The sequence below is a fragment of the Mesoplasma corruscae genome, assembly GCF_002930145.1.
In the GTDB taxonomy this organism is placed as follows: domain Bacteria; phylum Bacillota_I; class Bacilli_A; order Mycoplasmatales; family Mycoplasmataceae; genus Entomoplasma; species Entomoplasma ellychniae.
This window is the reverse complement of sequence record NZ_PHNF01000001.1, coordinates 57,931-82,433: the sequence shown is the minus strand read 5'-3', so window position 1 is coordinate 82,433 and position 24,503 is coordinate 57,931. Positions and strand designations below refer to the sequence as shown.

The 24,503-nt window shown below is 25.7% G+C and carries 16 protein-coding genes; 9 read left to right on the top strand and 7 right to left on the bottom strand.

Annotated elements, in window-relative coordinates:
- Window positions 1–373: 373 nt before the first annotated feature.
- The 7 genes from MCORR_RS00295 to MCORR_RS00265 all read right to left on the bottom strand — a co-directional run bounded on the left by MCORR_RS00295 (window position 374) and on the right by MCORR_RS00265 (window position 10,480).
- Window positions 374–2,632: a hypothetical protein gene (locus MCORR_RS00295; RefSeq protein ID WP_104207660.1), complete on the bottom strand. Its 2,259-nt coding sequence runs from the start codon at window positions 2,630–2,632 to the stop codon at window positions 374–376.
- Between the two features lie 3 nt (window positions 2,633–2,635).
- Complete coding sequence (locus MCORR_RS00290; RefSeq protein WP_104207659.1) at window positions 2,636–2,971, bottom strand: hypothetical protein; 336 nt, start codon at window positions 2,969–2,971, stop codon at window positions 2,636–2,638.
- A 101-nt stretch (window positions 2,972–3,072) separates the two neighbouring features.
- Window positions 3,073–4,200: a lipoprotein gene (locus MCORR_RS00285; RefSeq protein WP_104207658.1), complete on the bottom strand. Its 1,128-nt coding sequence runs from the start codon at window positions 4,198–4,200 to the stop codon at window positions 3,073–3,075.
- Window positions 4,200–5,204, bottom strand: coding sequence for a hypothetical protein (locus tag MCORR_RS00280; protein WP_104207657.1), 1,005 nt, complete (start codon window positions 5,202–5,204; stop codon window positions 4,200–4,202). The genes MCORR_RS00285 and MCORR_RS00280 overlap by 1 nt, the downstream gene beginning before the upstream one ends.
- Window positions 5,205–5,332: 128 nt before the next feature.
- Window positions 5,333–5,743, bottom strand: coding sequence for an HIT domain-containing protein (locus tag MCORR_RS00275; RefSeq protein ID WP_104206117.1), 411 nt, complete (start codon window positions 5,741–5,743; stop codon window positions 5,333–5,335).
- A complete protein-coding gene (locus MCORR_RS00270) occupies window positions 5,743–7,824 on the bottom strand; it encodes a lipoprotein (RefSeq protein WP_104207656.1) in 2,082 nt (693 codons plus the stop codon). Before MCORR_RS00270 ends, MCORR_RS00275 begins: the two co-directional genes overlap by 1 nt.
- A gap of 1 nt (window position 7,825) precedes the next feature.
- Window positions 7,826–10,480 (bottom strand): lipoprotein, encoded by a 2,655-nt coding sequence (locus MCORR_RS00265; protein ID WP_104207655.1) that lies wholly within the window; start codon window positions 10,478–10,480, stop codon window positions 7,826–7,828.
- Between the two features lie 152 nt (window positions 10,481–10,632).
- On the opposite strand from MCORR_RS00265, the gene MCORR_RS00260 reads away from it, so the two are divergent.
- From MCORR_RS00260 to MCORR_RS00215, 9 genes are all read left to right on the top strand, one after another.
- Window positions 10,633–11,859 (top strand): aminotransferase class V-fold PLP-dependent enzyme, encoded by a 1,227-nt coding sequence (locus MCORR_RS00260; RefSeq protein ID WP_104207654.1) that lies wholly within the window; start codon window positions 10,633–10,635, stop codon window positions 11,857–11,859.
- A gap of 11 nt (window positions 11,860–11,870) precedes the next feature.
- On the top strand, window positions 11,871–12,296 hold the full coding sequence (locus tag MCORR_RS00255) for an iron-sulfur cluster assembly scaffold protein (protein ID WP_104207653.1): 426 nt from the start codon (window positions 11,871–11,873) through the stop codon (window positions 12,294–12,296).
- Window positions 12,297–12,337: 41 nt separating this feature from the next.
- Window positions 12,338–12,985, top strand: coding sequence for a 5-formyltetrahydrofolate cyclo-ligase (locus MCORR_RS00250; RefSeq protein WP_104207652.1), 648 nt, complete (start codon window positions 12,338–12,340; stop codon window positions 12,983–12,985).
- 303 nt (window positions 12,986–13,288) lie between these two features.
- Window positions 13,289–14,569: a glucose-6-phosphate isomerase gene (locus MCORR_RS00240; RefSeq protein ID WP_104207650.1), complete on the top strand. Its 1,281-nt coding sequence runs from the start codon at window positions 13,289–13,291 to the stop codon at window positions 14,567–14,569.
- Between the two features lie 241 nt (window positions 14,570–14,810).
- Entirely contained in the window at window positions 14,811–15,314 is a 504-nt protein-coding gene (locus MCORR_RS00235; RefSeq protein ID WP_104206124.1) for a dUTP diphosphatase, read from the top strand.
- Window positions 15,314–16,072, top strand: coding sequence for a TrmH family RNA methyltransferase (locus MCORR_RS00230; RefSeq protein WP_104207649.1), 759 nt, complete (start codon window positions 15,314–15,316; stop codon window positions 16,070–16,072). Before MCORR_RS00235 ends, MCORR_RS00230 begins: the two co-directional genes overlap by 1 nt.
- A 194-nt stretch (window positions 16,073–16,266) precedes the next feature.
- Window positions 16,267–18,816: a hypothetical protein gene (locus tag MCORR_RS00225; protein WP_104207648.1), complete on the top strand. Its 2,550-nt coding sequence runs from the start codon at window positions 16,267–16,269 to the stop codon at window positions 18,814–18,816.
- 20 nt (window positions 18,817–18,836) lie between these two features.
- The gene (locus tag MCORR_RS00220; RefSeq protein ID WP_104207647.1) at window positions 18,837–23,885 is read left to right on the top strand and encodes an ABC transporter permease; all 5,049 of its coding nucleotides are present in this window, start codon (window positions 18,837–18,839) and stop codon (window positions 23,883–23,885) included.
- Entirely contained in the window at window positions 23,878–24,435 is a 558-nt protein-coding gene (locus MCORR_RS00215) for a DJ-1 family glyoxalase III (RefSeq protein WP_181021193.1), read from the top strand. The genes MCORR_RS00220 and MCORR_RS00215 overlap by 8 nt, the downstream gene beginning before the upstream one ends.
- Window positions 24,436–24,503 lie beyond the last annotated feature (68 nt).

Genomic DNA, 24,503 nt, shown 5'->3' with positions numbered 1-24,503 from the left:
TTTAAATATTTAACTAATGGTATAAAACCCCCTAAAATTATCTGTTTTAAGATGATCTAACTAAATTTGAATTAGTTATGAATCTGATATTGCTTGCTAGTAGAATATTTGACTTAACATTGAATTATTCTATTAATTATTAAAAAGCATCATAAGTATAACTTTAAACACTATAATTTAAGTGATGCTTATCCCTTAAAATTATTGTAATAATATTGTTGAAAATAGCATCGTTATTAACAACTAATAACACATCAAAAAACTACAAGACTTATGAGAATTTAGCTCAAAAGTTTTGTAGTTTTAAATTATTTTATTTTAGTTAAAATAATTTAAATGTTTTGAAATAAAGTTTAGGGTCACAATAAGGGTTTTATCATGATTCCATTAATATATTTACACCATTTGTATTTTGAGTGTAATACAACGAATCTGTTTTAGGGCGTATTGTGATATAACCTTCTATTTTATATATTTGATATGCAGAATCATAACGCCTGCTTGTTTGTTTAATTTCTATAACTTCAACATCGCTTCACTCAATTGTATTTATTTTTTTTGATAAGAAAGCCAATGCAGAAGTATTTGTCAATTTTTCGAATTCTGGAATATAAATTCTTGATGAACTAGAGTAAATTAAACCTTTTTTTTCTATTTTGAAATTAATAGTAAATGTTTCGCTAAAATAAGTTTTTGAATTAGATTTCACATTAACTTTTGCAGATGCATTTTGAAGATTGTTAACATTTATTTGTGTTAAAGATATTTCACTAGTATTCACATTTGAATTCTTTATTTTAATTGCATTTATTATATTTGCATTTATATTTTTATTAGTAGTGGTTATTAAACCGAGATCTCTAATGTTTAAAACACTTGAAAGTTTAACTCTTACATCTTTTTCCAATCTGATATTTATTGTTTCTTTTAAATATATTTTAGAATTTGTTATAACATTTACAATAGCAGAAGAATTAGTTATGTTTGATATTTCAATTTCACTTAATTTAACATTACTGTTTTTAGCTATTAATTGTTCTTTTATCACGCTTTCAGCATTAGAATCGTTTCAAGTAAAATATCCTAAATCCAAATTGGTCAAATCTTTAGATAGAGATACTCTTGCGTCAACTTTTGTTGTAAATGAATTTGATTTGTTAGTTATTAATTCATCGCTTCATTTGTAAGCGTTTGGATCTGTTAGTGCGAATTCGACAGCAAAGATGACATCATCGTATGTTGCGTTTGGTTTGTCAGCGACGATATTAACGATTTGAATCCCATTTGTAAGTTGTTGATCATTAATATAACTTTGTGCTTGGCTAACAGAAGTAAAATGTTGTTGGTTTAATTGATTGTTTATGTTGATAGTTATTTGTTGGAAGTCTATAATGCTTCGATTGTCAACTTTTGTTGTAAATGAATTTGATTTGTTAGTTATTGATTCATCGCTTCATTTGTAAGCGTTTGGATCTGTTAGTGCGAATTCAACAGCAAAAATGACATCATCGTATGTTGCGTTTGATTTGTCAGCGACGATATTAACGATTTGAATTCCATTTGTAAGTTGTTGATCATTAATATAACTTTGTGCTTGGCTAACAGAAGTAAAATGTTGTTGGTTTAATTGATTGTTTATGTTGTTAGTTATTTGTTGGAAGTCTATAATGCTTCGATTGTCAACTTGTAGTTCTATTTCTGAACTAAAAGTATCATTTTCACGATTTTGATCTAATCAACTATTTTTAATGAAATCATTTATTTTTAAATCATATTGTAAAGTTAATGCATCTGATTTTATTCTTGTTTGGTTTTCTTTAATTTTAATGTTTGTTATTTGAGCATATTCTTTTCCATCATACTCTAAAGATTCAAGAGCAAGACAAGCTTCATCTTCGCTTAAAAAAACTTTATCTTTTAACAATAATTCTATTTGATTACTTATGCTTTTACCATCAATCTTATTTCTACCATCAATTTTTGTAGTAATAGTCATTATTTTCGTTAAAACACTTTCATTATCTCATTTCTTGTCGTTATTTAAAGATAACTCCAGATCATAAATTATTTGATAAATTTCATTTAAGTTTGTATCATTTTTATTAATTTCTTTAATATTCAGTATACGCACATCTTGATTTAATTTGCTAGTAAGAATATCTTTTTTCGCTTCAAATGAAGAGTTATAAATTTTATTTTTAAATTGATTTTTCAAAATATTGTCAATATCATTTGAAATTATTTTATTTCTACCATCAACATAAACAGCAAAAGTCAAATAGACACTACTTGAGTCATTATTTTCTCATTTATACTTTTTAGAATTATCTTTTATTGTAATTTTTACATTAAAAGATTTATATCCATAACTTAGTAAATCTTCATTATTGTTATTAAGATCAGCAATAAAAGTTAAATCTTCAACAGAGTTACTATTAATTTTGTTTATTACTTCTTCAACTGTTTCAAAAACATTGTTTAGTTGTTGATGAAGGTCATTTTGGATGTCTTCAACTTTTAAAATGACCTTTTCTTCAACTTCACTCTCTTCAGAATTCAAGTTAACAGACAAAGAAAGTACTGGAGTTGCAAAGAATGAAAAACTAGCTAATATAGATAACAAATTTTTCATGTGCTAACTTACCACCATTAGAATTTCTTTTTCATCCTTACTTAAATCAATTCAAGTGTATTTTAAGTCTAAAACTAATTTTAAACTTACCAACCATTGTGATTCTTTATCACCTTCAATTGAAATATCACTAATTTTTAATCCTGTATATTTTAAACTATTTGCAATATAATTTTTAATCTGATCTTGTGAATTAAAGTTTTGTGAATTTAATTCTTCGTTTATTTTTTGTTTTACACTACTTAAATCAATTCTAGTATCTTCAATTTTAGTTTTTAAATTTAATGTTCAATCTTTATTATTGTCATCTTCATGATCTCATCTGTGTTTTGAATCCATTAATATTTGTATGTCAACATTTGCTTCATTATTAATGATGTTTATTTCAATTTTGCCAATGTTAATGCCATCACCAATTGTTGTATTATTTAATACATTAATTAAATCACCTTCTGTATTAAATTGATTTTGATCGTTGACAATATTTTGTAATATTTTTTCAACTTCTTGTTTTTTACCACTTGTCTTGTGTCTATTGTAGTAGAAAGATCTATTTTTTTATCAGATGTTGTTTCATCGCTTCATTTAATTTTTTCACTGTTTAATTTAACAACTATCTCAAACTCTTTTGTAGAAAGTGGATAATCTTGAGAATAACTTTTTTCTTTGATCTCTAATTCTATATCACCATTTTTAATTTGCTCAATTTCTGAAGTATTTTTGTAGTTATTAATTGCATCTATAGCTTCACTTTCAGAATAATACTTTTTACTATTTGATATTTTAGAAAGAATATCTTCTTTAATGTTTTCAAATTGAACTTCTGTTCTTTGATCAACTTTTAACTTAAATTCAAAAGTATTAATACTTGAAGGTAAATTATTATTTCATTTTCACTTTTTCTTTAACATTACTTCAACAACAAATGAAACTTCTTCATTAATAAAAGTTGAATCCTTAAGGGGATCTTTTAGCTTAACATTAATAATTTCTCCATCTTGAAAATTAGTGTTTAAAATTTCAACTGTTGCTTTGTGCAAATCATAAAAATATCTTTTGTGAGCTACTTTATCATCAGTAGCTGGAACTTCAGTATATAAAGAATCAAAAATCTTTGATACCTCTAAAGGTTCTTTAACTTCTCGATTATCTATCTTTACAGCAGCTGTAATTTCAACTACACCTTCTGTCCAATCATTATCTCATTGGTAGTCATCTAATAATGAAGCTTCAAATGAGATGCTTACATAGTCGTTGATAATATCATTTCCATCACTGTCTGAAATTACACTATCGCTGTCTTTAGTTTTAATTTGAGTACCTTCTAATTTATTGTTTATTATTTCATTGTCTGCATCTTCAATAGATTTGAAAGTTTTGCTTTTTGCTAATTCGTGAATTTTGCTACTAACGCTCATAATAGAAATAGTGTTTTTTTCCAACGTTTTTCCTGATACATCTTCTTTATTTTCATAATTTAAATTAATATTGTTATTGTTTCGTATCACAAATGACCCTGATGTGGCAACCAAAGAAGTTGCTCCAAATATACTTAATAGTTTTTTCATTATTTTTCTCCTTCTTCCAAATTATTGATAGTAAAGTTCAAAGTTATTTCAGCTTTACTTAATTCATCACCTATTTTTCATTCAAATCCATCATTTAATGAAAGTTGTAATTCAACTATATATTCTTTATTTATGGTTTCATTTTTACTTAGTAGATCAATTTTGTAATTTGTTTTTTCATTATTTTTCTCTTTTGTTATATTCTCAAGATCTTCATAACTTTTTATGGTCTTACTCTTAAAGAATTTTTTAATATCAACTATCTCATCAAATAAATCAATTTTATTTTTTAAAATGTAAATATTATTTGTAAATTCAAAAGTTAAATTTTCTTGATTTCCTGTTTCTAATCATTTGTAACTTTTCCTTAATCCAATAGTGATTTTTATTTCAAAATTTTCTTGATTTAGATTTTGGTTTTCTTTATCATCTTTATCAATTATTGAAACATTTAATATATATCAGACATTTAGATTGCTCTTCTCACTTGTTTCAATTTGATTTTTTATTCAAGCTGAAGATAAGGCCTGTTCATAATCTATATCTGAAATGATTTCATTTAATTCTTTTTCTATTTCTGTTTTTTCAACTATAATTCTTTTATCAATAGTTATTTGATAAATGTGGCTCTGTTCAGTTGTGCCTAAAGTGCTTTGTTTTCAATAATAATTTTTGTTTAACCTGAAAATAACTTTGACATTTAAATTTTTGAAGTAGATTTCTTCATTTGATTCTGAGTTGTTGTCACTTGTGTCAAATGCACTTAAACTAACCCCATCAAAATTTAAAAGATTAATTCCCTCTTCAAACTCATCTAAGTTTTTAAAAGATTCTTTTTGCTTTGAATAATCATCTATTTTTTTCTCTATTTTTTCATAATCAACTGCATACTTATGCGAATCAGTAGAGCTAATTTTTGAAAATACCAAAAATGTATAAAAAATTAAAATTAATAAAAAAACAAAAGTTATTATGATTTTTCTTTTGGGATCATAGTTTTTCACCTTATTTGCTCCTTTTAATTTGTTTATATATGATATTTAAAATTGTTAGCAAATTAACCTTCATTCATAAATCTTATTCTTTTTTTTTTTTTTTTTTGTCAATGCCTTTTGGTCAAAAAAAGACTCTACTAAGAGTCTTTTAATATTTTATGTAAATCATGGACTTTGTGTTTTAAAATTACATTTTTATTATGTAAATATCCTTCTTCTTTAATATACTTAGGAACTACATGCTCATGATAATGAAAGATTACTTGTGAAGCTATTGCTTCTTGATTAGAAACGAAATTAAACCCTTTAATGTCTTTAATTTTATCCATTAAAATTTTTGCTACTATCTTTTTAGCCTTAGCAACTTCTATTATATATAAATCATCAGTACTACTAAAATCTTTAAAGTGTTTTTTTGGAATTACTAATGTATGACCATCTGCATTTGGGAATGCGTCTAAGAATGCATAAACATATTCATTTTCATAAATATGATATGATGGGATTTCTTTATTTAAGATTTTACAAAATAAACACTCGTTATTCATTAATCGCTAGTCTCATCTTCATCATCTTTAATATATTTAGAAATTTGATCATATAGGGTTTGATAAAGTACTTTATCCCCATCACTTATGTATTTAGTATATAAAACTGTTTTAGCTTCTTCAACGTATTCTGAATCTTTAGAAATCAAACCATTTGAAACTTGGTCTATTAAAGATTGTTTTGAAGAAGCAGACAATCCTCTAACATAAGTGCTTTGATTTGAATTTAATTCTCAATCTCTCATTAATCTATAGTTAGCTAATGGATCAATTGTTCTTGATAAGTTAACTTGATAAATAATTTTATCCCCTTCATTAAATTTACTTTGATCATCAGAACTAAATTTATTTGCAAATACACTAGCTTTTTTGTCTATTGTATCATTAACACCAAGAGTTGATATATCACTGGTTGGTGTAACTTGAACTTCAATATCATTAACCTTAATTTTACCAGCAGTTTCACCAGATAATTTAACATAATAATTATTTGAAATATCTTGAACGATTTCAGTTCCGCCAACATTTTCAACTTTTGTTATTAGTGAATTATTAATCACTTTATCTGAAAGGCTTAATCAAGTATTTAATGGTAAAACAATCTCATTAAAATTAGAACTATCACTTTCTGTTGAAGTTTCTGAAGTTATATTTATACCATGACCACTATATATATCATTTAAATATAAAGGTAAAACCAAAACTATTTCTTTTGCTCCTGCTTCCCCAACTTTAAATCCCGCACCATTATTAATTAATATTGTTGGAGAGGTAATTGACTTAGCAGCTGTCTGAGCATCACTAGATATTTTTAGTTCTTGAGATGTAATTGCTTCTACAGAAGATTCGGTATTTCTGACTATTCCATTATAACCTTTTATACCAAAAAAATTATCATATCCTTCCTCAACAATATTTCAATCACTTACATTTTCTGTACCTTCTGGACCTTTTTCAATTAATTCTTTAAGATCAGGTAATGAATAATTTTGTAATCTAATGTTACCGTTTTCAGTTGTATCACCAATTTCTTGCTTAATTTTAGCTATTCATTTTGCAATATTTTCATCAGTATCTTTGTGTTGAATTGATCAAATCATTTTAATGTTTGATTCTTGACTTTCATTTAATCTATTTTGAAATGAGTTAACTAATTTGTTAGAAGTATTTAATCTAGCATTGGTATTAACATAATTTAAATTGGTTCAATTTGTTGAAATAATACTTTCATTTAAATAAGCCATCCCAATTAATTGATCATAAAGAGTAGTTTTAATTTCACTACTAATGTAGTTTTGGAAACGATATTTTAAAATATCAAAGCCACTAAATTCAGCATCAATTTTAAAAGTATCAGTGTTTTCAGGAATTTCTTCACCTAATGCGACTTTAGGCAATTGATCAAGACTTGCCGTTTCAACACCTTGTATTTTTTTAGAACCGACTATTATAAAATTTTTGTTAGTTTCATTATCGCTGTTAGTCAATAAAGTTAAACTTGGTGTTTGATGTGCTTCATTTTGTCCAAACTCACCTCTGAATTGTCATCTTAACCATTCATTGTCACTGTTTTCCTTTGAACTTTCTTTATAATAAATTGCATATTTATAGTCTTCGTCATTTTTAACTATTTTATTTGGGTTTAAACTTCTATTTTTTGCAAATTCTTCATCATATCCATTTGAATCTTTTATAAGTTTGCTTGTATAAGTATTGTAAATAATTGTTGATGATAAATTATCTAAAATATTATCTGATGAAGTGGTTTCATCTTGTTTTATTTTAAAAATATCATTTTGTTTGTTGTAATTTGCTTCGTACTCATAATCAGTAATTGATTTGTTTATTAATTTAACAATATCAGAGGTTCTTTCAGAATCACTGATTGCAAAGAATTCATCAGCTTGACTTTTGGTGATAATCCCACCTTGCTTAAGTTTAATAATTAAATTTTTGTAAATATTTTCATCACTAAATTTTATTTTATCTCATCTAATGACAGAGGTTTTACAAGATACAACAATAGCAGATGTAGAAGCTGTTAAGCCAGCAGCACCTAAAATTAGTAATAATTTTTTCATACTATTCATCCCCTTTCATTTTTAAAGAAACATTATCGTAATTAAAAACAAATTGAATGCTTGACATAGCAACTTGAACTTTTTTTGTTTTTGATCAAATTGTGTTACCTTGAATTGTTGTTTCATAATCAGCTTTTAAAGTTTGGTTAGGAATGAACTTCTTAGCTTGATCTGTAAGAATTATGTTATTTTGAACATCAAAATTATTTTTTACATCTTCTACTCAAGATTTATTGTTTTTATCAAAACTACTTGAAATTTTCGCATCAGATACTTTGTCAATGTTAACAATTTGTTCAATAATTGCTTTTCATCCTTTTTTATCAACTTCTTTTTCAGTTTCAAAGAATGTTTCAAATAAACCTTGATCATCTTTATTTAAGACATCTTTTAAATAAAGTCACATTCATTGCCCTAATTCTTTAAAATCACCATCAGTATTAGATAATGCAGAAGTTAAATCAGTCAAGTAATCAAAATCATATAAAGCCCCAGTTGTGTTTTTATTTTTAGCAATAGAGCTATTAACTAAAAATCTTTCATACCTGTTTTCAATATTATAGTTAATAACATTTTTGTAGTCATTTACACCATTCATATTTTTAATTTTATCGATCACTTCTTGATTTTTAAAATCTCATGGTCTTGTAGGATCTCCCACTTTTGTTTCACTTGAAGACTCAGTTACTAAATCTCTGTTTAATATGTAAGTGGAATAAGCATTTGAAGTACTGAAAATTGCATCATAAGCAATTGATTCTTTTTTGTCTAGATCATCAGTTGTTGAAAGAGATTCCTGATTTTCAGTTGCATTATTTTCAGAGTTTATTAAACTATAACCATCTATTTTAGCAAAATGCAAACCATCACTTTCTATATAAGCAATAATTCCTAAATTTGGATTAACAATAGAATATATATTTGATCCGCTATTTAAATCTTTTTCATCATCAGTAGCAAATCTTCTTGTAGCTTCAACTAATCCTGTAAGTTTTTTAAAGCTAGGATCATCAAATGCAACAGCTTTATCTTTTAAAACTGATTCTGGAATATTTGTTGATGCATGATCAACAACTTCACCATCTTTAGCCTCTGTTCCTTTTCCACCATTTAAAAAGTCATAAATAGCATATTTAGCAACATTTGAATAACTTTCATTATCAACAGTCAGAATACCTGCATCTTTTTTAGAAGTTAAATATGAACTTGCTCACTCGTTGCTATTATTAATGGATAAAGTTCCACTATTAGCACCCCTATAAAATGAATCAAATAAACTTAGGCCTGTTTGTTCTTCTATTTTGTCATTTTTAACAATATCATCATAAAATTCGCCAAAACCCTTAAAATAGTTAAGCAAAGTATTTGTATCACTTTCGGGATTGATAAATAAGTTAGAACTAATTTCTTTTTTAATGTCTACAGATGAGTTGTTAAATTTTAAAACTATTTCACTAACTGCAACGGGTTTTTTATCTGTGAAGTATTTATTTGACAAGTATCTTTGACTTTCATTTAACAACCCCACTCTACCATCATTTGTAGATTCAGTTGCTTTTAACTCAGCTTTTTCATTTTCAATAGTATATTCAGGAATGTAATTGACTACTTCAGTTAATTTTGTTGGTTTTACACCTTTTCAGTTTAAAAAATCACCAAAAGGAAGGTTATTAGTTAAAAGTGCTTCTAAGTCAGAAGTTGACATAAAATCAGACAAACTACCAATTGGAATATCTTTATTTAGTATTTGGTTTTTAGCATAACTGTTAGAAATAGAATTAAATAAATTTGTAAAGCTTTTTATTTCCGCAACATTGTCAATGTATTCAACTTTGAAAGAAGTAGATTGTTCGCTATTTGAAGATTTAATGGCATTTTTCCCACCAATAGAGTTAACTAAATTAATAATACTTAACTGTTGTGTTGAAGATAAACCAGTTAAACTTAAATTTTCAAGTTCTAAAATTGTTTTTCCAGCAAATTGAGACTTAAAATCAAGTAAAAGATTATTATGAATTGTTGAACTTGAAGTTAATAAATTTCTATTGACATTACCTTTAGATCATTTAGTTGAAGTATTCATTCCAGCAAAAGCTAATATTTTAGTTAAAGTTTTATAACCGCTATAATCAGCATTATTTAAAATGTCATTAGATATAAAAGCGTTTTCTAAAGCCGTTTGATTGTCATCAACTGTTGGGAATTGATCTCTTAAATATTTTAATCAACCCTTAGTTTTTTCTTTTTTATTATCTAAATAAGTTTTTCTTTTAGCTTCCATAGCAGATTTTGCTTGATATTGAATTGAACCAACAGTTGAATCATTTCCTCAAGCCTTTTTAATTTCAGCTAAAGTGTTTTCATCTAAGTTTTCTAAAACTCCACCTTTTTCATCACTTGCAGCTTCCATAAATACGCTCACTGCAAAAAAGTTATAAAATTGTGTTATATATTTATTTGGATTTTTACCTAGTGGCCCATAAACTGAAATATACCATTCATTCAATTTTTCAGCATTAATTTTCAAACTACCATCACCATTTATAAACACTTCACCATATTTGGTGTCATCGTTGTCATTATCACATGCAATAACAACTGTTGCTGTACTTGCTGAAATGGTTAAAGCTCCAACTAAAGCTAATAATTTTTTCATTCTTATTCCTCCTGAATTTTTAAATGTAAAATCTTTGTTAACGTAATAATTATATAACACAAGCAATTCACAATTTAAAATAATTATATATTAAAAGTGATAGAATATAAAATATATTTGACCTAAAAGCTAAAAAACCAAGAAAGAACATTATGAATAAAAAAATTAAAAATTTGTTTCCATTTTTTAAAAATAATCCAGAAAAAGTCTATTTTGACAGTGCAGCTTCAACTTTAAAATTATCAACAGTCATTGAAGCAGAAAGGGATTTTTTAACAACAAATGGTGCTAATCCACACGTAACAGATTATGAGAAAGGCTTTGAAGCGCTTGAAAAATTAAATTATGTTAGAAGCTTAGTGAGAAATATGATCAATGCATATAAAACAGAAGAAGTTATTTTTACTAGTGGCACCACTCAATCTATTAACACTTTGGCAAATGGTATTGCAGAATTTATTAAAAAAGATGATGAAATTTTATTAACAGAATTAGAACATTCATCTAACATGATGCCTTGAATTAATTTAGTTAAAAATAATGGAGCGAAAATTAAAAAAATATCTTTAGCTGATGATTTTACAATAGATATTAGCGATCTAAAAAACCAAATAAACAAAAACACAAAAATTATTACAATATCACATGTTACAAACACTTTAGGAACTAAAAATGATATTGCCACGATAGTGAAGGTAGTCAAAAATATTAATCCTGAGATTATCATTCATGTTGATTGTGCTCAATCAATAGCTCATGAAGTAATTGATGTTCAAAATTTAGGTGTTGATTTTATTTCATTTTCCACACATAAAATTTATAGTTCATTTGGACTTGGTGTTTTATGGGGAAAATATGATTTATTAGATAAGTTAAAACCTTTTTTATTTGGTGGTGGAATGAATTTAAAAATCGATTCAGATTTTAATTATAAATTAAAAACTTTACCAGATAAGCTTGAGGGTGGAACACCAAATATTCAGGCAATTTACGGGTTTGAACAAGCAATAAAATTTATTAATGAAATAAAACTCAAAAATATCATAAGTCATGAAACAAGTTTGAAAAAATATTTTGTTCAAAAAGTTAATGAAAAAAAATTAAATTGCAAAATTGATTTTTATAATTTAAACAATAATTCACCAATAATTTTATTTAATGTTAAAGGTGTAAATCCACAAGATATAACAACTTTTTTAGATAAAAAATACAATATTTTAGCTCGCGGTGGAGCTAATTGTGCTAGAAGAATTAATGGTGTAATTGGAGTCGAAATAGCTGTAAGGATTAGCTTTGCAATTTATAACACTTTTGAAGAAGTTGACATACTAATTGAAGCATTAAGTAATTCTGAAGATTTTTTATCAACAATTATATAAAAAGGAGAAATATGATTAATATAGATGATGATGCTTTATTGCGTCAAATAATAGTGAAACATTTTACAAAGCCACTTTATAAACCTTTAAAAAATAATCCCAATTCTATAATTATGGAAACAAAATCAAATACTTGTGCAGATGAATTAGTTGTAGAAATTTTATTAGAAAATCAAACAATAAAACAGGTTTCATTTGATGGTACAGCGTGCGCTGTAGCAACAGCTTCGGCTGACATTTTTTTAAACTTAATCTTAAATAAAACCTTAAAAGAAGTTAATTGTATTATTGAAGAATATCAACTTTTTTTAAATACTGGAGATTGTAATAGTATTGATTTAATAGGAAATTTAATTGTTTTTAAAAATATTCATAATCAAAAAAACCGTATTATTTGTGCTGAACTTGCTATAAAAGTTATCAAAAACCTTGAATAATAATGTATTATTATTTATAAAATACAATAGTGAGGTTAATAATGAATAACAAAGCTAAAATCAGAGAATCATTTTTAAAAACTAGACTTTTTTTATCAAAAGATTATCAAACAAATTCTTCAAAAATTATTGAAAGAAAAATTAATCATTATATTCAAAGATACAATTTAAAAGCTTTTGCCATATTTATAAGTAAAATTGATGAACCGTTTACACATCACATAATTGTTGATGCTCTTAAAGAAGGCATAGAAGTTTATTTACCAAGAATTAATGGAGAAAAAATCGAGTTTAGAAAAATTAAAAACATTCAATCAGATATTGTTAAAAACGAATTATTTAATATCTTTGAGCCTAAAATTGAATGTGAATTATTAGAAAACATTAAAGAAATATCAACCATTTTTGTTCCATTAGTAGCATTTGATAAACACTTAAACAGAGTTGGTTCTGGAAAAGGTTATTATGATCGTTGATTCAACGAAAATCAATATAAAGGTTTTAAGGTTGGAATATGCCAATCATCGCAACTTTCTAATCAAATTATTGATGTTGAGCCACATGATGTTGCATTAAATTCAATAATTACTGAAAAACAAATTTATGTTCCATTAGAATCAAACGATGATGAAGACTCAAATTTTGATATAACTTATGCTGTTTTTAATGACGAAACTATAATAAATTAATGATTTAATATATCATTTGAACTATAAGATTACTACAGGTTTTGAAAACCAAATATGATTCAATAATAAACTATGAAAAACTGTTGATAATCAAAATTTATTAGCTTTTAAGTTAATTTTAAAATCCAAAAGTTTTTGACGATTTACAAGCATTATAATCACTACTAATAACATTAAAAATTTGAAGATTAAAAACTTATAAATAAACATTAAAAGTGTTTCTTTTTTATGTAATTTAATTTATTACTTTACTACAAAGAGTATAATAATATTGGGATCTTAATAATTAATAAAAGGAGATATATGATTAAAGTTAATTTAGATCATTCAAGTTTAAAAACAGTTGAATTAGATAATAATAAGGTTAAACAAATACATGAAATAATCAAGACTAAAAGTGGAGCGGGTAATGATTTTTTAGGTTGAATAGAATGACCAGAAGCATTTAATAAAAATGAATATGATCAAATGAAAAAAGTAGCCAATTCATTAAGAAGTAAAATAGATATTTTAGTAACTATTGGTATTGGTGGTTCTTATTTAGGGATTAGAGCAGCTGATGAAATGATTAGAGGACTTAATCATTCAGATAAAATTAAAATAATTTATTCTGGGCACACAATGAGTTCAACTTATGTTGCTCAATTAAGTGAATATCTAAAAGGCAAAAAATTTGGAATTTGTGTTATTTCAAAATCAGGTACAACAACAGAACCAGGCATTGCTTTTAGAACTTTAGAAAAACAATTGATCGAACAATCAGGTATTGAAAAAGCAAAAGAACTGATTGTCGCAATAACTGATGGATCAAGAGGTGCTTTAAAAACACTTGCTAATAAAAAAGGATATTTAACATTTACTATTCCAAATGATATTGGAGGTCGTTTTTCAGTTCTTACACCAGTTGGGATTTTTCCTTTATTAGTTGCTGGCATTAATACTGATAATATTTTTAAAGGTGCTATTAAAGCTAAAAACAATTTAGTTCAAAATGATTTAACTAATCAAGCTTATAAATACGCAGCAGCGCGTAACGCACTATACAATCAGGGTTATAAAGCAGAAGCTTTAGTAACCTATGAATTACAAATGCAATATATTAATGAATGATGAAAACAATTATTTGGGGAATCTGAAGGAAAAGAGGGTAAAGGTCTATTTCCGACTTCCATGGTTTTTTCAACTGATTTACATTCAATGGGACAATGAGTACAAGAAGGCCCTAGAAAAGTTGTTTTCGAAACAATTATTAAAATTCAAAATCCTGTTGGTAATTTAAGTGTTGAGTTAGATCAAGATAATTATGATGGTTTAAACTTTTTAGCTGGCAAATCATTTCATGAAATAAATTCAGTTGCTATTGAAGGTGTTATTGATGCACACGTTAATGCAGGTAAAATGCCAAATATCATATTAGAATTTGAAAAAATGGATGATGAACAATTTGGTTACTTGGTTTACTTCTTTGAATTAGCAGTAGCAATGAGCGGATACATGATGGGAATTAATCCTTTTGATCAACCAGGTGTTGAAGTTTATAAACAAAATATGTTTAAATTGCTTGGTAAACCAGGAATTAAATAATTAGTTATAAAGAATTCATGTGAAAAATTCATACAATTAAATTATCTTATAATGAAGTTATTAAAGTCCTTTTTTTAGATTCTAGTAACTTGGTAATTGTATTGTTGATTTATAAAAATAAAATATTATTGACAACAAAAATCAGTTAATCTGATTTTTTATTTTTAAATTGACTATTTACTTAGTAAGTAAGGTTGTGATAAAATTACTTATATAGCAAAATAAATTAAGGAAAACATTTATGATTAAACAAGAAACTCTTAAGTGATTAAGCGAACAACAAGAATACTTAGATAGCAAAATAATTGAGAAACACAGTTTAAGTATAGATAACGATATGTTCAAAAAGAAAATTATTGCTTTTTGAGTTGAACTAGGTGAATATGCTAACGAAGAAAAGAGTTTTAAATATTGAAAACAAGGAGCTGCTGCACCAAGAGAAGTTCAATTAGAAGAATACATTGATGGACTTCATTTTATTGTTAGTTTAGGAAATCAAATTAAATATGATTTTACTACTTTTGAGTTCAAGGATCTTGGTTATAAAAATAATATTGATTGTTATTTTGATTTAATTCAAAACTTAACACTGTTAGTTAATGAGCAAAGCATAAAAACTTTTTCGTTAATATTTAATTCTTTTTTACAAATAGCACATGTGCAAAAGTATTCTGAAAATGATTTAATTAACACTTATAAAAAGAAACATGCAAAAAACCAACAAAGACAGGTTGAAAATTATTAATGAATATCATTCAATCATTAACTAATCCTAAAATAAAAAAGCTAATTAAATTAAGAGATGATAAAAAATTAATTGAAACAGAAAACATGTTTTTTATTGAAGGAATAAATTTAGTTAATGAAGCTTTAAAAAATAATTTAGTTTCTGAAATATTTACTTTAATTGAAAATTTGCATCACATCAATCATATTGATGAAAAAGTTTTTGTTATAAATGAACAAATCGCTAATAAGTTGTCACTTACAAAAAATAACCAAGGTATTTTTGCAACTTGTAAAATTGAAACAAAACCCTTTAATCCCAATAAAAACGTTTTGTTACTAGACAATATTCAAGACCCAGGTAATATGGGAACTATGTTGAGAAGTGCCATCAGTTTTGATTTTACTAATGTAATAGCATCAAAAAATTCTGTTAGTTTTTTTAATGAAAAAGTCATAAGATCAACACAAGGCACAATTTTTAAATCGCATATTAAAAATGTTGATTTAAAAGATAAAATTTTTGAATTAAAAAAAGAAAATTATATAATAATAGGTACTGTTTTAAATGAAAAATCACTAGCAATTAAGGAATTAAAAATTTTACCAGAAAGTAAAATAGCACTACTTGTTGGTAATGAAGGTCAAGGTATTAGCGAAGTACTAAAACCACTAGTTGATATTAATGTTGTAATAACTATGTCTAATGAAGTTGAATCACTAAATGTCGCAATTGCAGCTTCTATTTTAATGCATAAAATTAAAGATAGTAAGTAAAAATGTTAAAAAATTTGGCGCAAAGAGTATAAAAACACCATTTAAGATATTATTTTTTCACCTTTAATAAAATTAAATAAATAATTGTTTTATTAATTATTAAAACTCTATTTTTTAACTTTTGTAAAAATGTTTATTTTTTAAAATCAAACTTAAAATATGGTAAAATAATATTAGTTTATAAAAGGTGCTTTATGAAAAAATTACTAATAAGTTTATCGATATTTGGTTTATCTTCAGCTTCTGTTTCTATAACTGCTTTCACATTTACTTCAAAATATAGAAGCGAATTTCAAGCAAGTATTCAAAAGTTGATTACTACAACAAATATTTCAGCAGAAGCTCAAATTCTATCAAACCCCACGACTATTGAAAACAATACCATTAAATCAGTTGAAGTTAAAGGTATTGAAAAATCTTCAACAAATGCGAATATTAATTACGAATACACAATCAACAAAATGTCTTCCCAAAAAATGGTTGATTTTTTACCATCATCAGATTGAGTTAAAAAGCTAAATTCTGATAAATCATGAGATCAAACCATAACAATGGAACAACAACTAAATAAAAATTATAATGTTGCTTGAAAAAAAGAAGCTAAAGTTTTAAACTTAACAGGTATTAAACTGACTGATGGTGAAAAAAAAGGTAATAGTTCAACTGCGAGTACTTTATCTTTAATATCTTCATTACTTGGTATTTTGTTTGGTTCAGACTTTAATGTTGGACAAGCTCAACTTTTGTATCAAAACTCGAATCTAATTTTTGATTTATTAGGAAATTATTCATTAACACCAGATGTTTTAACAGTTATATGATCTTTATTCAAAGACCAGCTTCCAACAATAGAAACTTTAAAAAAATACCTAAATAATCCATTTGAAAGCGAAGAGTGAAATTCAGAGACAACAGTTAATGATGTTATGATGCATGTGGGTCAAAATTTTTGATCAACATTGATTCCTAAAAAAGCGTCAAGTGATGATAAAAGTAGTGAAAATAAAAGCCCAGGTAAAATTATTGAAATTATTGAAAAATTTGGTCCTTTGTTAAATTATTTTTTAAGTATAGTTTGATATTTGCAACAATTCGACACTGATAATGTAACTTCTGATGATTTAGCTAAAGTGTTAAATAAAAAAATTGACCAAGATGTTATCAAGTCTTTTGATGAAATCAATATTTCAAAGATTTTAACTTTAGTTAGAAAATTTTTAAAACCAAGTTATGGATTTAAAGGTGCTAGAGGTTTGGTTAATATTTTATTTGGTATTCCAAAAAGTGCAGAAACAAATAATTTGGGTTCAAACATTATAATGAGTCCTTTATTCAAAATGTTGAAAGAAAGAAATACTAAATCAGAAGATACGAAAGATGACTTGAACGAAAATACACAAGCAATTGAAAATGAAAACACAGATTCAACAAAAGAATCTTTTGATTGAACAAAATTAATTCAAGATGTTTTAAAAACAGTTAAAACAGCCATTGGTTCATTACCTAAAAACGTGGACTGAGCAAAATTAATTCAAGATGTTTTAGAATGAGTTAAAACACCTAATTCATTACCCTCAAACATTTTTAATTCACTTAAAGATTCTATAACTATGATAATGCAATTAGTAAAAGAGAAAAAGTATAATAACATTTATGACTTAATTGAATTTATATTAAATGAAACATTGTTTAAATCTTTGACAGAAGAAGGCAAAAAACCGATTATAATTGGTGATATTTTATATTTATTAGCTATGTTTAAAAACTCCAAATTGCCAAATGATAATAAAATTAATTTAGATGGATTATCTTCTATTTCTTCAATTAGTGGAGTTCCTAATGATTTATTTGTAGCGATTTACAATGGGGGATTGTTTAAAAGTTTATTTCAGTTAATTAATGTTTTTAAACCAAACACTATTTCCAATTTAATTATTGAAATAGTACCAGACTTAAAAACTTTATTAAGCTTAAAAATGAATGAAGTTTTTGAATTATTGGGATTAGATTTCAACAAGAATTTCCAATTTTTATATGGATTAAGAAATATGAGTTTATTGAATATAGTAGAACAACTAGATAAATATTTTAAACCAAATGATGGCAGCTCACTAGAATCATATTATTTTGATTATGGTTCATTTAGACGTATTTTATTATCATTATTTGAAAACCAAGAAGTTCAATACAAAGGAACAAAAGAAACTGTTTCAAACATCGAAGTGATGATCAAATCTTTGATTGCTGCACTTGAAAATAATGAAATCACGATTGGTAATATAGTTGTCAAAGAACCTAAAAAAGCGCTACTTGTTGCTTTAGGTTTAACTCTTGATGGGAATCAATTTATAAAAAACAGTATTTTTGAAACAATAAGTAAAGCATATGGTCATAATTTGGAAGGAAACCAATTAGAAGATCCTTCAAAAGCTGAAAATACTGTTAAATTAATAACTGGATTAGTTGATCTTTCTTCGTGATTTATAAATGTTTCAGAAGCAGAATATACTAATGATAATTTTGGTGACTTTTTTGACCAAAAAAATTGATATACAAAATTTATTAGTCAAACAAACTATGAAAACATTTACAGCGATTCTTATATTAATTATCAGTTAGATTACAAGATAAGTAAATATAAAATAAATGAATCTTATACAGTAACTTTATTTAGAGAAAAATCTAAAAGCAATGCTTTATATGGTGATAAGAATTATAAAGTTTTCAATATAACAAGAAATTAAATAATTAGAAAGGGTGTAATATGAAAAAGTCAAAAAATTATTTACTTTTAAAACAAGGCAAAAAAGGTATATTCAGATTTAAAGTTCAATTTTTAATTATTATAATTTTGGCTTTTTTATCAGTATTCATTTTGACATCTTCTATCAACCTTAGGGATAGATTAAACAAAACATATAATGATGTTGTTAGATCTGTAGATAAATTTGATTATTATCAAGAAGATTTTACATATGGAAGCGGATTTACATCTAATCAAAGAATTTCTCAAAAACCAGTTTTTACTTCTATTGATATTAATAAAAATAAAAGCATTATTGATAATGAAAAGTTTGAAATTAATATAGCGTTTAATGAAGCTTATTATGGTTCAAATTTTATTACTAATTCCTTCAAAGCTGATGAAATGAAAAGTTTATTTACTAAATTAGATGCAAATAACTCAAAACTTATAAATGATGAATCTTTTAGAATAAATAGTAGAAACATTTTAGTAAATAACCTTTATAATGAAGTTATAAATCAAAAAATAAATTCTCCAGTTGCAAAATTTTTAAAAAATGATGTTGAAAATTTAAAAAAAGATCAAAAATTAATAATAGAATGAAAAAGCCAAAATAAAATAAATTTTGACCAATTACAAAATATTAATTTTTATGTTTATGCTACAACAGTTTCAGAAAGCATAATGGCTTATTTTGCATATTTTGATGAATGATTAATTAAAGATAATCCATCATTAACTAATTCAGATTTATATACCTTTGTAACAGGTAACCAAATATCAGGCTCTAATCAAACTGATAGAGCAAAGAATTGAATAGTAAATGACACAAACCAGTATTCAACTGACATATATCCAGAAAAGCCAAACTTAATTGAAATTGATGACGTTTCTGAACAAAAAATTAAAGATAAATTACTAGAACAAGGATTAAGAGGTATAAGTAACCCGATATTTAAATTTAAGGAAAATGGTGCAATTAAATATTCTAACACACTGGTAGAAGATTCCGCTTTTAGATTAGAACCCAGTGGTTCAAAAGAAGATTGGTCAGCTAAAATATCAGGATTTGAAACATGAGATTTAAAACAAGAAACATTTAAAAGAATTTTCTTCAAACCTTATGATTCTTCTGAAAATTCTCAATATTCCTGAATTTTAAATCATAGGTCTTTTTCTTCAGATGATGACCAACCAATTGCTCAAGTGCTTGCAAATGCTTATAATTATAATTTGAAAATTGCTTCTTTTTTTGCAAATCTTGAAGTTGAAGTTAGAAGAGAGTTTAACTTTTTTGACAACATTTCTCAAATTCAATATAGAGGAATAATTTTAGACGAGCAAACTAAAACTAAAACAAAAATTTTAAATAGTTATGATGGAGGTAGAGTGCCGATTATAATGGGTGAAGTTTTAGTATCAGAACAATTCGCTAGAGCCCACAAGTTGAAGTTAAATGATAATATTAATATCGGTACTGGGGTATTTAATATTTCTGGTTTTGCTACAGATACTCTATCTTATTATCCAATTGCTGATGAAGACTTGCCTGTTCCTCAATATAAAAAATCAGCATTAATTTATGCCACTGCTTCTACATTTGAAACTATGAGAAGAACTAATGATTCAAATAAAGCTGTTAATTTAGAAAAAGTTAATATTAGAAACTTAATTTGATCAAACAATAAATCAGATGTTGGGACTTTTAATAAGTTATATACCTCATCCCCTAACACTACTTCATTTGATGAATCTGGTTATGCTATGTCTTGAACTCTGCAACCTTTAGTTGTTTTAACTTATACTGTTTCTACCATGTTTTTATCGCTTGTGCTTATGTTGGTTGCCATTATTGGTTTAGTTATATCAACAAAAAAAACAATTAAAGAGAATTCTAAACAAATTGGTATTTTAAAAGCTTTAGGTTTTAATTCTTATTCAATTGCTTCTTCATACATTGCTCAAGCATTGTTTGTTACTATATTTATCATCCCTGTAAGTTGGGTTGTGGGTCTAGTGACACAGTCAATTTACATTCGATTGTTTATTCCATACTTTAGTATTGAATTGCATCAAGTCCAATTTTCAATTACCCCATTAATAATAGCTTATGTATTTTTAGGTTTATTAAGTGTTTTAGTTTCTTTTTATACTGCTTATAAATTAACAAACAAACCAATACAAGAAATAATAAAACACGTTGAAGAAAAAAGAAATAGGTCTTGAACTCTAGATAAAATCAATAATACAATGTTAAAAAAATCTAAATTTTCAATTAGATTCAGTGTTAACTTAGCTTCAACAAATAAAAGAAATATTGTGCTTATGACTGTAATAGTATTGTTATCTTCATTTATGGTTTCTATTGGTTTATCTATTCCAGCTACAATTCAAACAGTCAAAGATGGATATTATAAAAATGTTAATTACGCTAACAGTTATGATTATGTTAAACCAGTGTCTAATGCCCCATTATCAAAAGGTAGTGTAGTTTATGTTACAGCACCAGAGGTTTTAGATAAAGATTATAAAAAAGTTGGAGACAATTACATTTATAGTGATCCAAAATTTTATTTTGATTCAACTTATGATTCATCACCAATAGCCAAATATATGTATTTAGGTTCAGATGAAAATAGCATAAAAATTCAAAATACATTTAAATATTTGTCATCTGATTTTGCAAATGAATCTAATATAAACGACACTAAAAAACCAGTTCCAACTAGTTTAATTGGTGTGGTGATGGAACAATTTGGAAATAATTTTGCTCAATCTGTAGGTCAGCAGTTTTCAGTTGGTACTATTGAACAAATTATGGCTTCAATAATTCATTCTGTGGATGGGTCTAATGGGGATAATAAATTAAAAACAGATGATGAACTTTTAATTAAATACAAAAAAATAGCGGATAATTTAACTAAAGCAATACCACTTATTTTATCTGCAATATTAGGTGTTTCACAAGGAAATTCTAGCGATTGAAAAGAAAGTATAGTACAAACAATTTCTAAAGCGGCACCTCCGTTTATTCAAGCTTATATTCAAGATCCTTCAAGAATTGAACAATATGCTTTTGGATATAATGCTAAAAGGATAGTAAAAGACAAAGAAACTTTTGCGACAAAAATAAATGTTACAAGCAATAAATATAATTTTGAATTAACAGGTTTAAACAAACACCAACAAGCTTTTAATATTGATTCAACTATTGAAGATAAAGTATTTTTAGATGATGCAACAAAAGAAAAAATAGTCAATGTATTTGATCAAAAATCACAAGATGATATTTATTATCAAGGTTTAAAAATATATGATGCCAATTCAAATGAATTATTTATACCAACAATGACAAATCACCAGTCATCTGCTATGTTTAAAAAGAATAAAAGTGACACTTTATCAAATATTAAAAGTTCAGATAGACAACTTTCTTTTGAAACAAGTGATGGAAGTTTTAAAGTGTTACCAAAAGATGCATGAGTATATGATGATAATGATTTTTTAAGTTCTGATTATTTTAATAAAGCTTATGGAACTAATAGCAATCGAGATGTTATAAAAAGTTCAAGAATTGGTACTTATAAAAATTATGAAAATAAATCTAGATATTTAAATTTGCAAGATTTAGACAATAATAAATTTACATTTAGAAACTTTTTTGACCAAGATGGTTCAAATTATAAACTAACTGATAGTTCATACTTATTTAATGATTTTGCAAAAGATAGTCAAAAAATCATTTCATACATAAGACCATATTATGAATATAAAAATGTCAACTTATTTATCCCTAAATCAATGATCAAAAATGATATTGGTATTAATGGTGAAAATAAGTGAGCTAATTATATAAATAAAGGAAATGCAGATTTACAAGAATATTTTAAAAACACTATTAAGTCTAGCGAAGTTCCTGATTCAGTTAAAAATGCATGAAAACAAATTTATAATGTAAATGATAATGATGATTATGTTTTAATAAATCCATATGCTTTAGAATTTAGCATGCAAGAAACAAATGCAAAAAATAGGGGACTTCTAAATCTTACTGATACAAACAAGGATTATGTTTGATATTCTAAAGCAATCAATGCTGGATTATTAAAAGAAGACACATATGATTTAGAATATACAAATAATAATTTAAAAATTAATTTACTACAAGTTGGTAAATTAGATTCTTATAATGGTAATTTTACTGTTGTTGATCAAACATTTGCAAACTTAATCAACAATTACTCAACGATTGAAAAATACGCTATGAAAAATGATACATTAGGCGATGAAATAGTTCATAAAGCTGGGGAAGAACTTCTTTCAGATTCTGGGAAAAGTTTTATTAACCAATATGATAGATATTCAACACATGATGAAACTAAAGACATTTATGTTCCAGATGCTTCCAAAATGTGAGCAGATGGTAAAGAAACATTGAAATACACACAAATGATGTGAAATAACTCTAAGTTTTCTAACATTGCAGAACCAACAGAGCTAACAACAGGATTTGTTACAACTAATACTGAAAATAATGGAATATTACTTTTATCTCAAGATGAGACAGGTAATATTAGTTCTGGTAATTTAAAAATGATGCCAGAAAAACAAAAGCTTTTGACTACTGAAAAACAATTAATAGCACAAGTTACACAATTAGCTGTTTCGATTGCAATGTTAATTATTGTAAGTGTTATTATTATGTCGGCATTATTAATTATTTTAATTGCAGATATTTACATCACTAAATATAGAATGTTTATGATATTAATGAAATCATTTGGGTATTCAAATTGAAAAGTTATGAATTACTCATTTGGTCCAGCAACTATATTATCATTATTATCATGAATTGGTGGGACTGCTGTGGCTTGAGGAATGATTTCTTTAGTGATATTTGTCATGAGAAATCTTATTGGAATTCAATTGCCGTTTGTTTTAACTCCATGACCAATTTATACAAGTTTTATTGTCATTGTAGCAACATATCTTATTAGTGTTTGATTTACTTCATTGAAAGTAAGAACGCACGAACCTGCAGAAATTTTGAAAGAGGCTAATGAATAATATGAATAAAAAAATTGCATTGATATTGCATTCTAATTTTGAAGAAGGTGAAGCAGTTATAACAATTGATGTTTTAAGAAGAGCAAACATTGGCGTTGATATATTTACTTTAAATGATAAATTATTAACTACTGGATCTCACAATATTGAAATTAATGCGAATTTCTTATTTAAAGACTTAAAAATTGCTGATTATGATGGTTTAGTTTTGCCTGGGGGACCTGGTTGTGATGATTTATTAGACCACAATGATTTGCATGAAGTAATAAGAGCTTTTAATAATCAAAATAAACTAGTAGCAGCTGTTTGTGGTGCACCACAGATATTAGGTGCAGCTGGTGTATTAGAAAAAGTTAAATTAGTTAAGCACCCTTTATCTAATAAATTCATTGATTTAAAAAATGTTCAACCAAATAATGTATATGTCGATAATAATATACTTACTGGTGTTAGTATCGGAACTAGTGTAGTTTTTGCTCTAAAAATTGTTGAGTATTTACTTGGTAAAGATGAAAGTAAAAAAATTAAACAACAATTAGTTATTTTTTAATAATATTAATTTTAAAAATTGTATAATCTATTTATTTTTTTCACCATTATTTAATAAAATCACCTTAA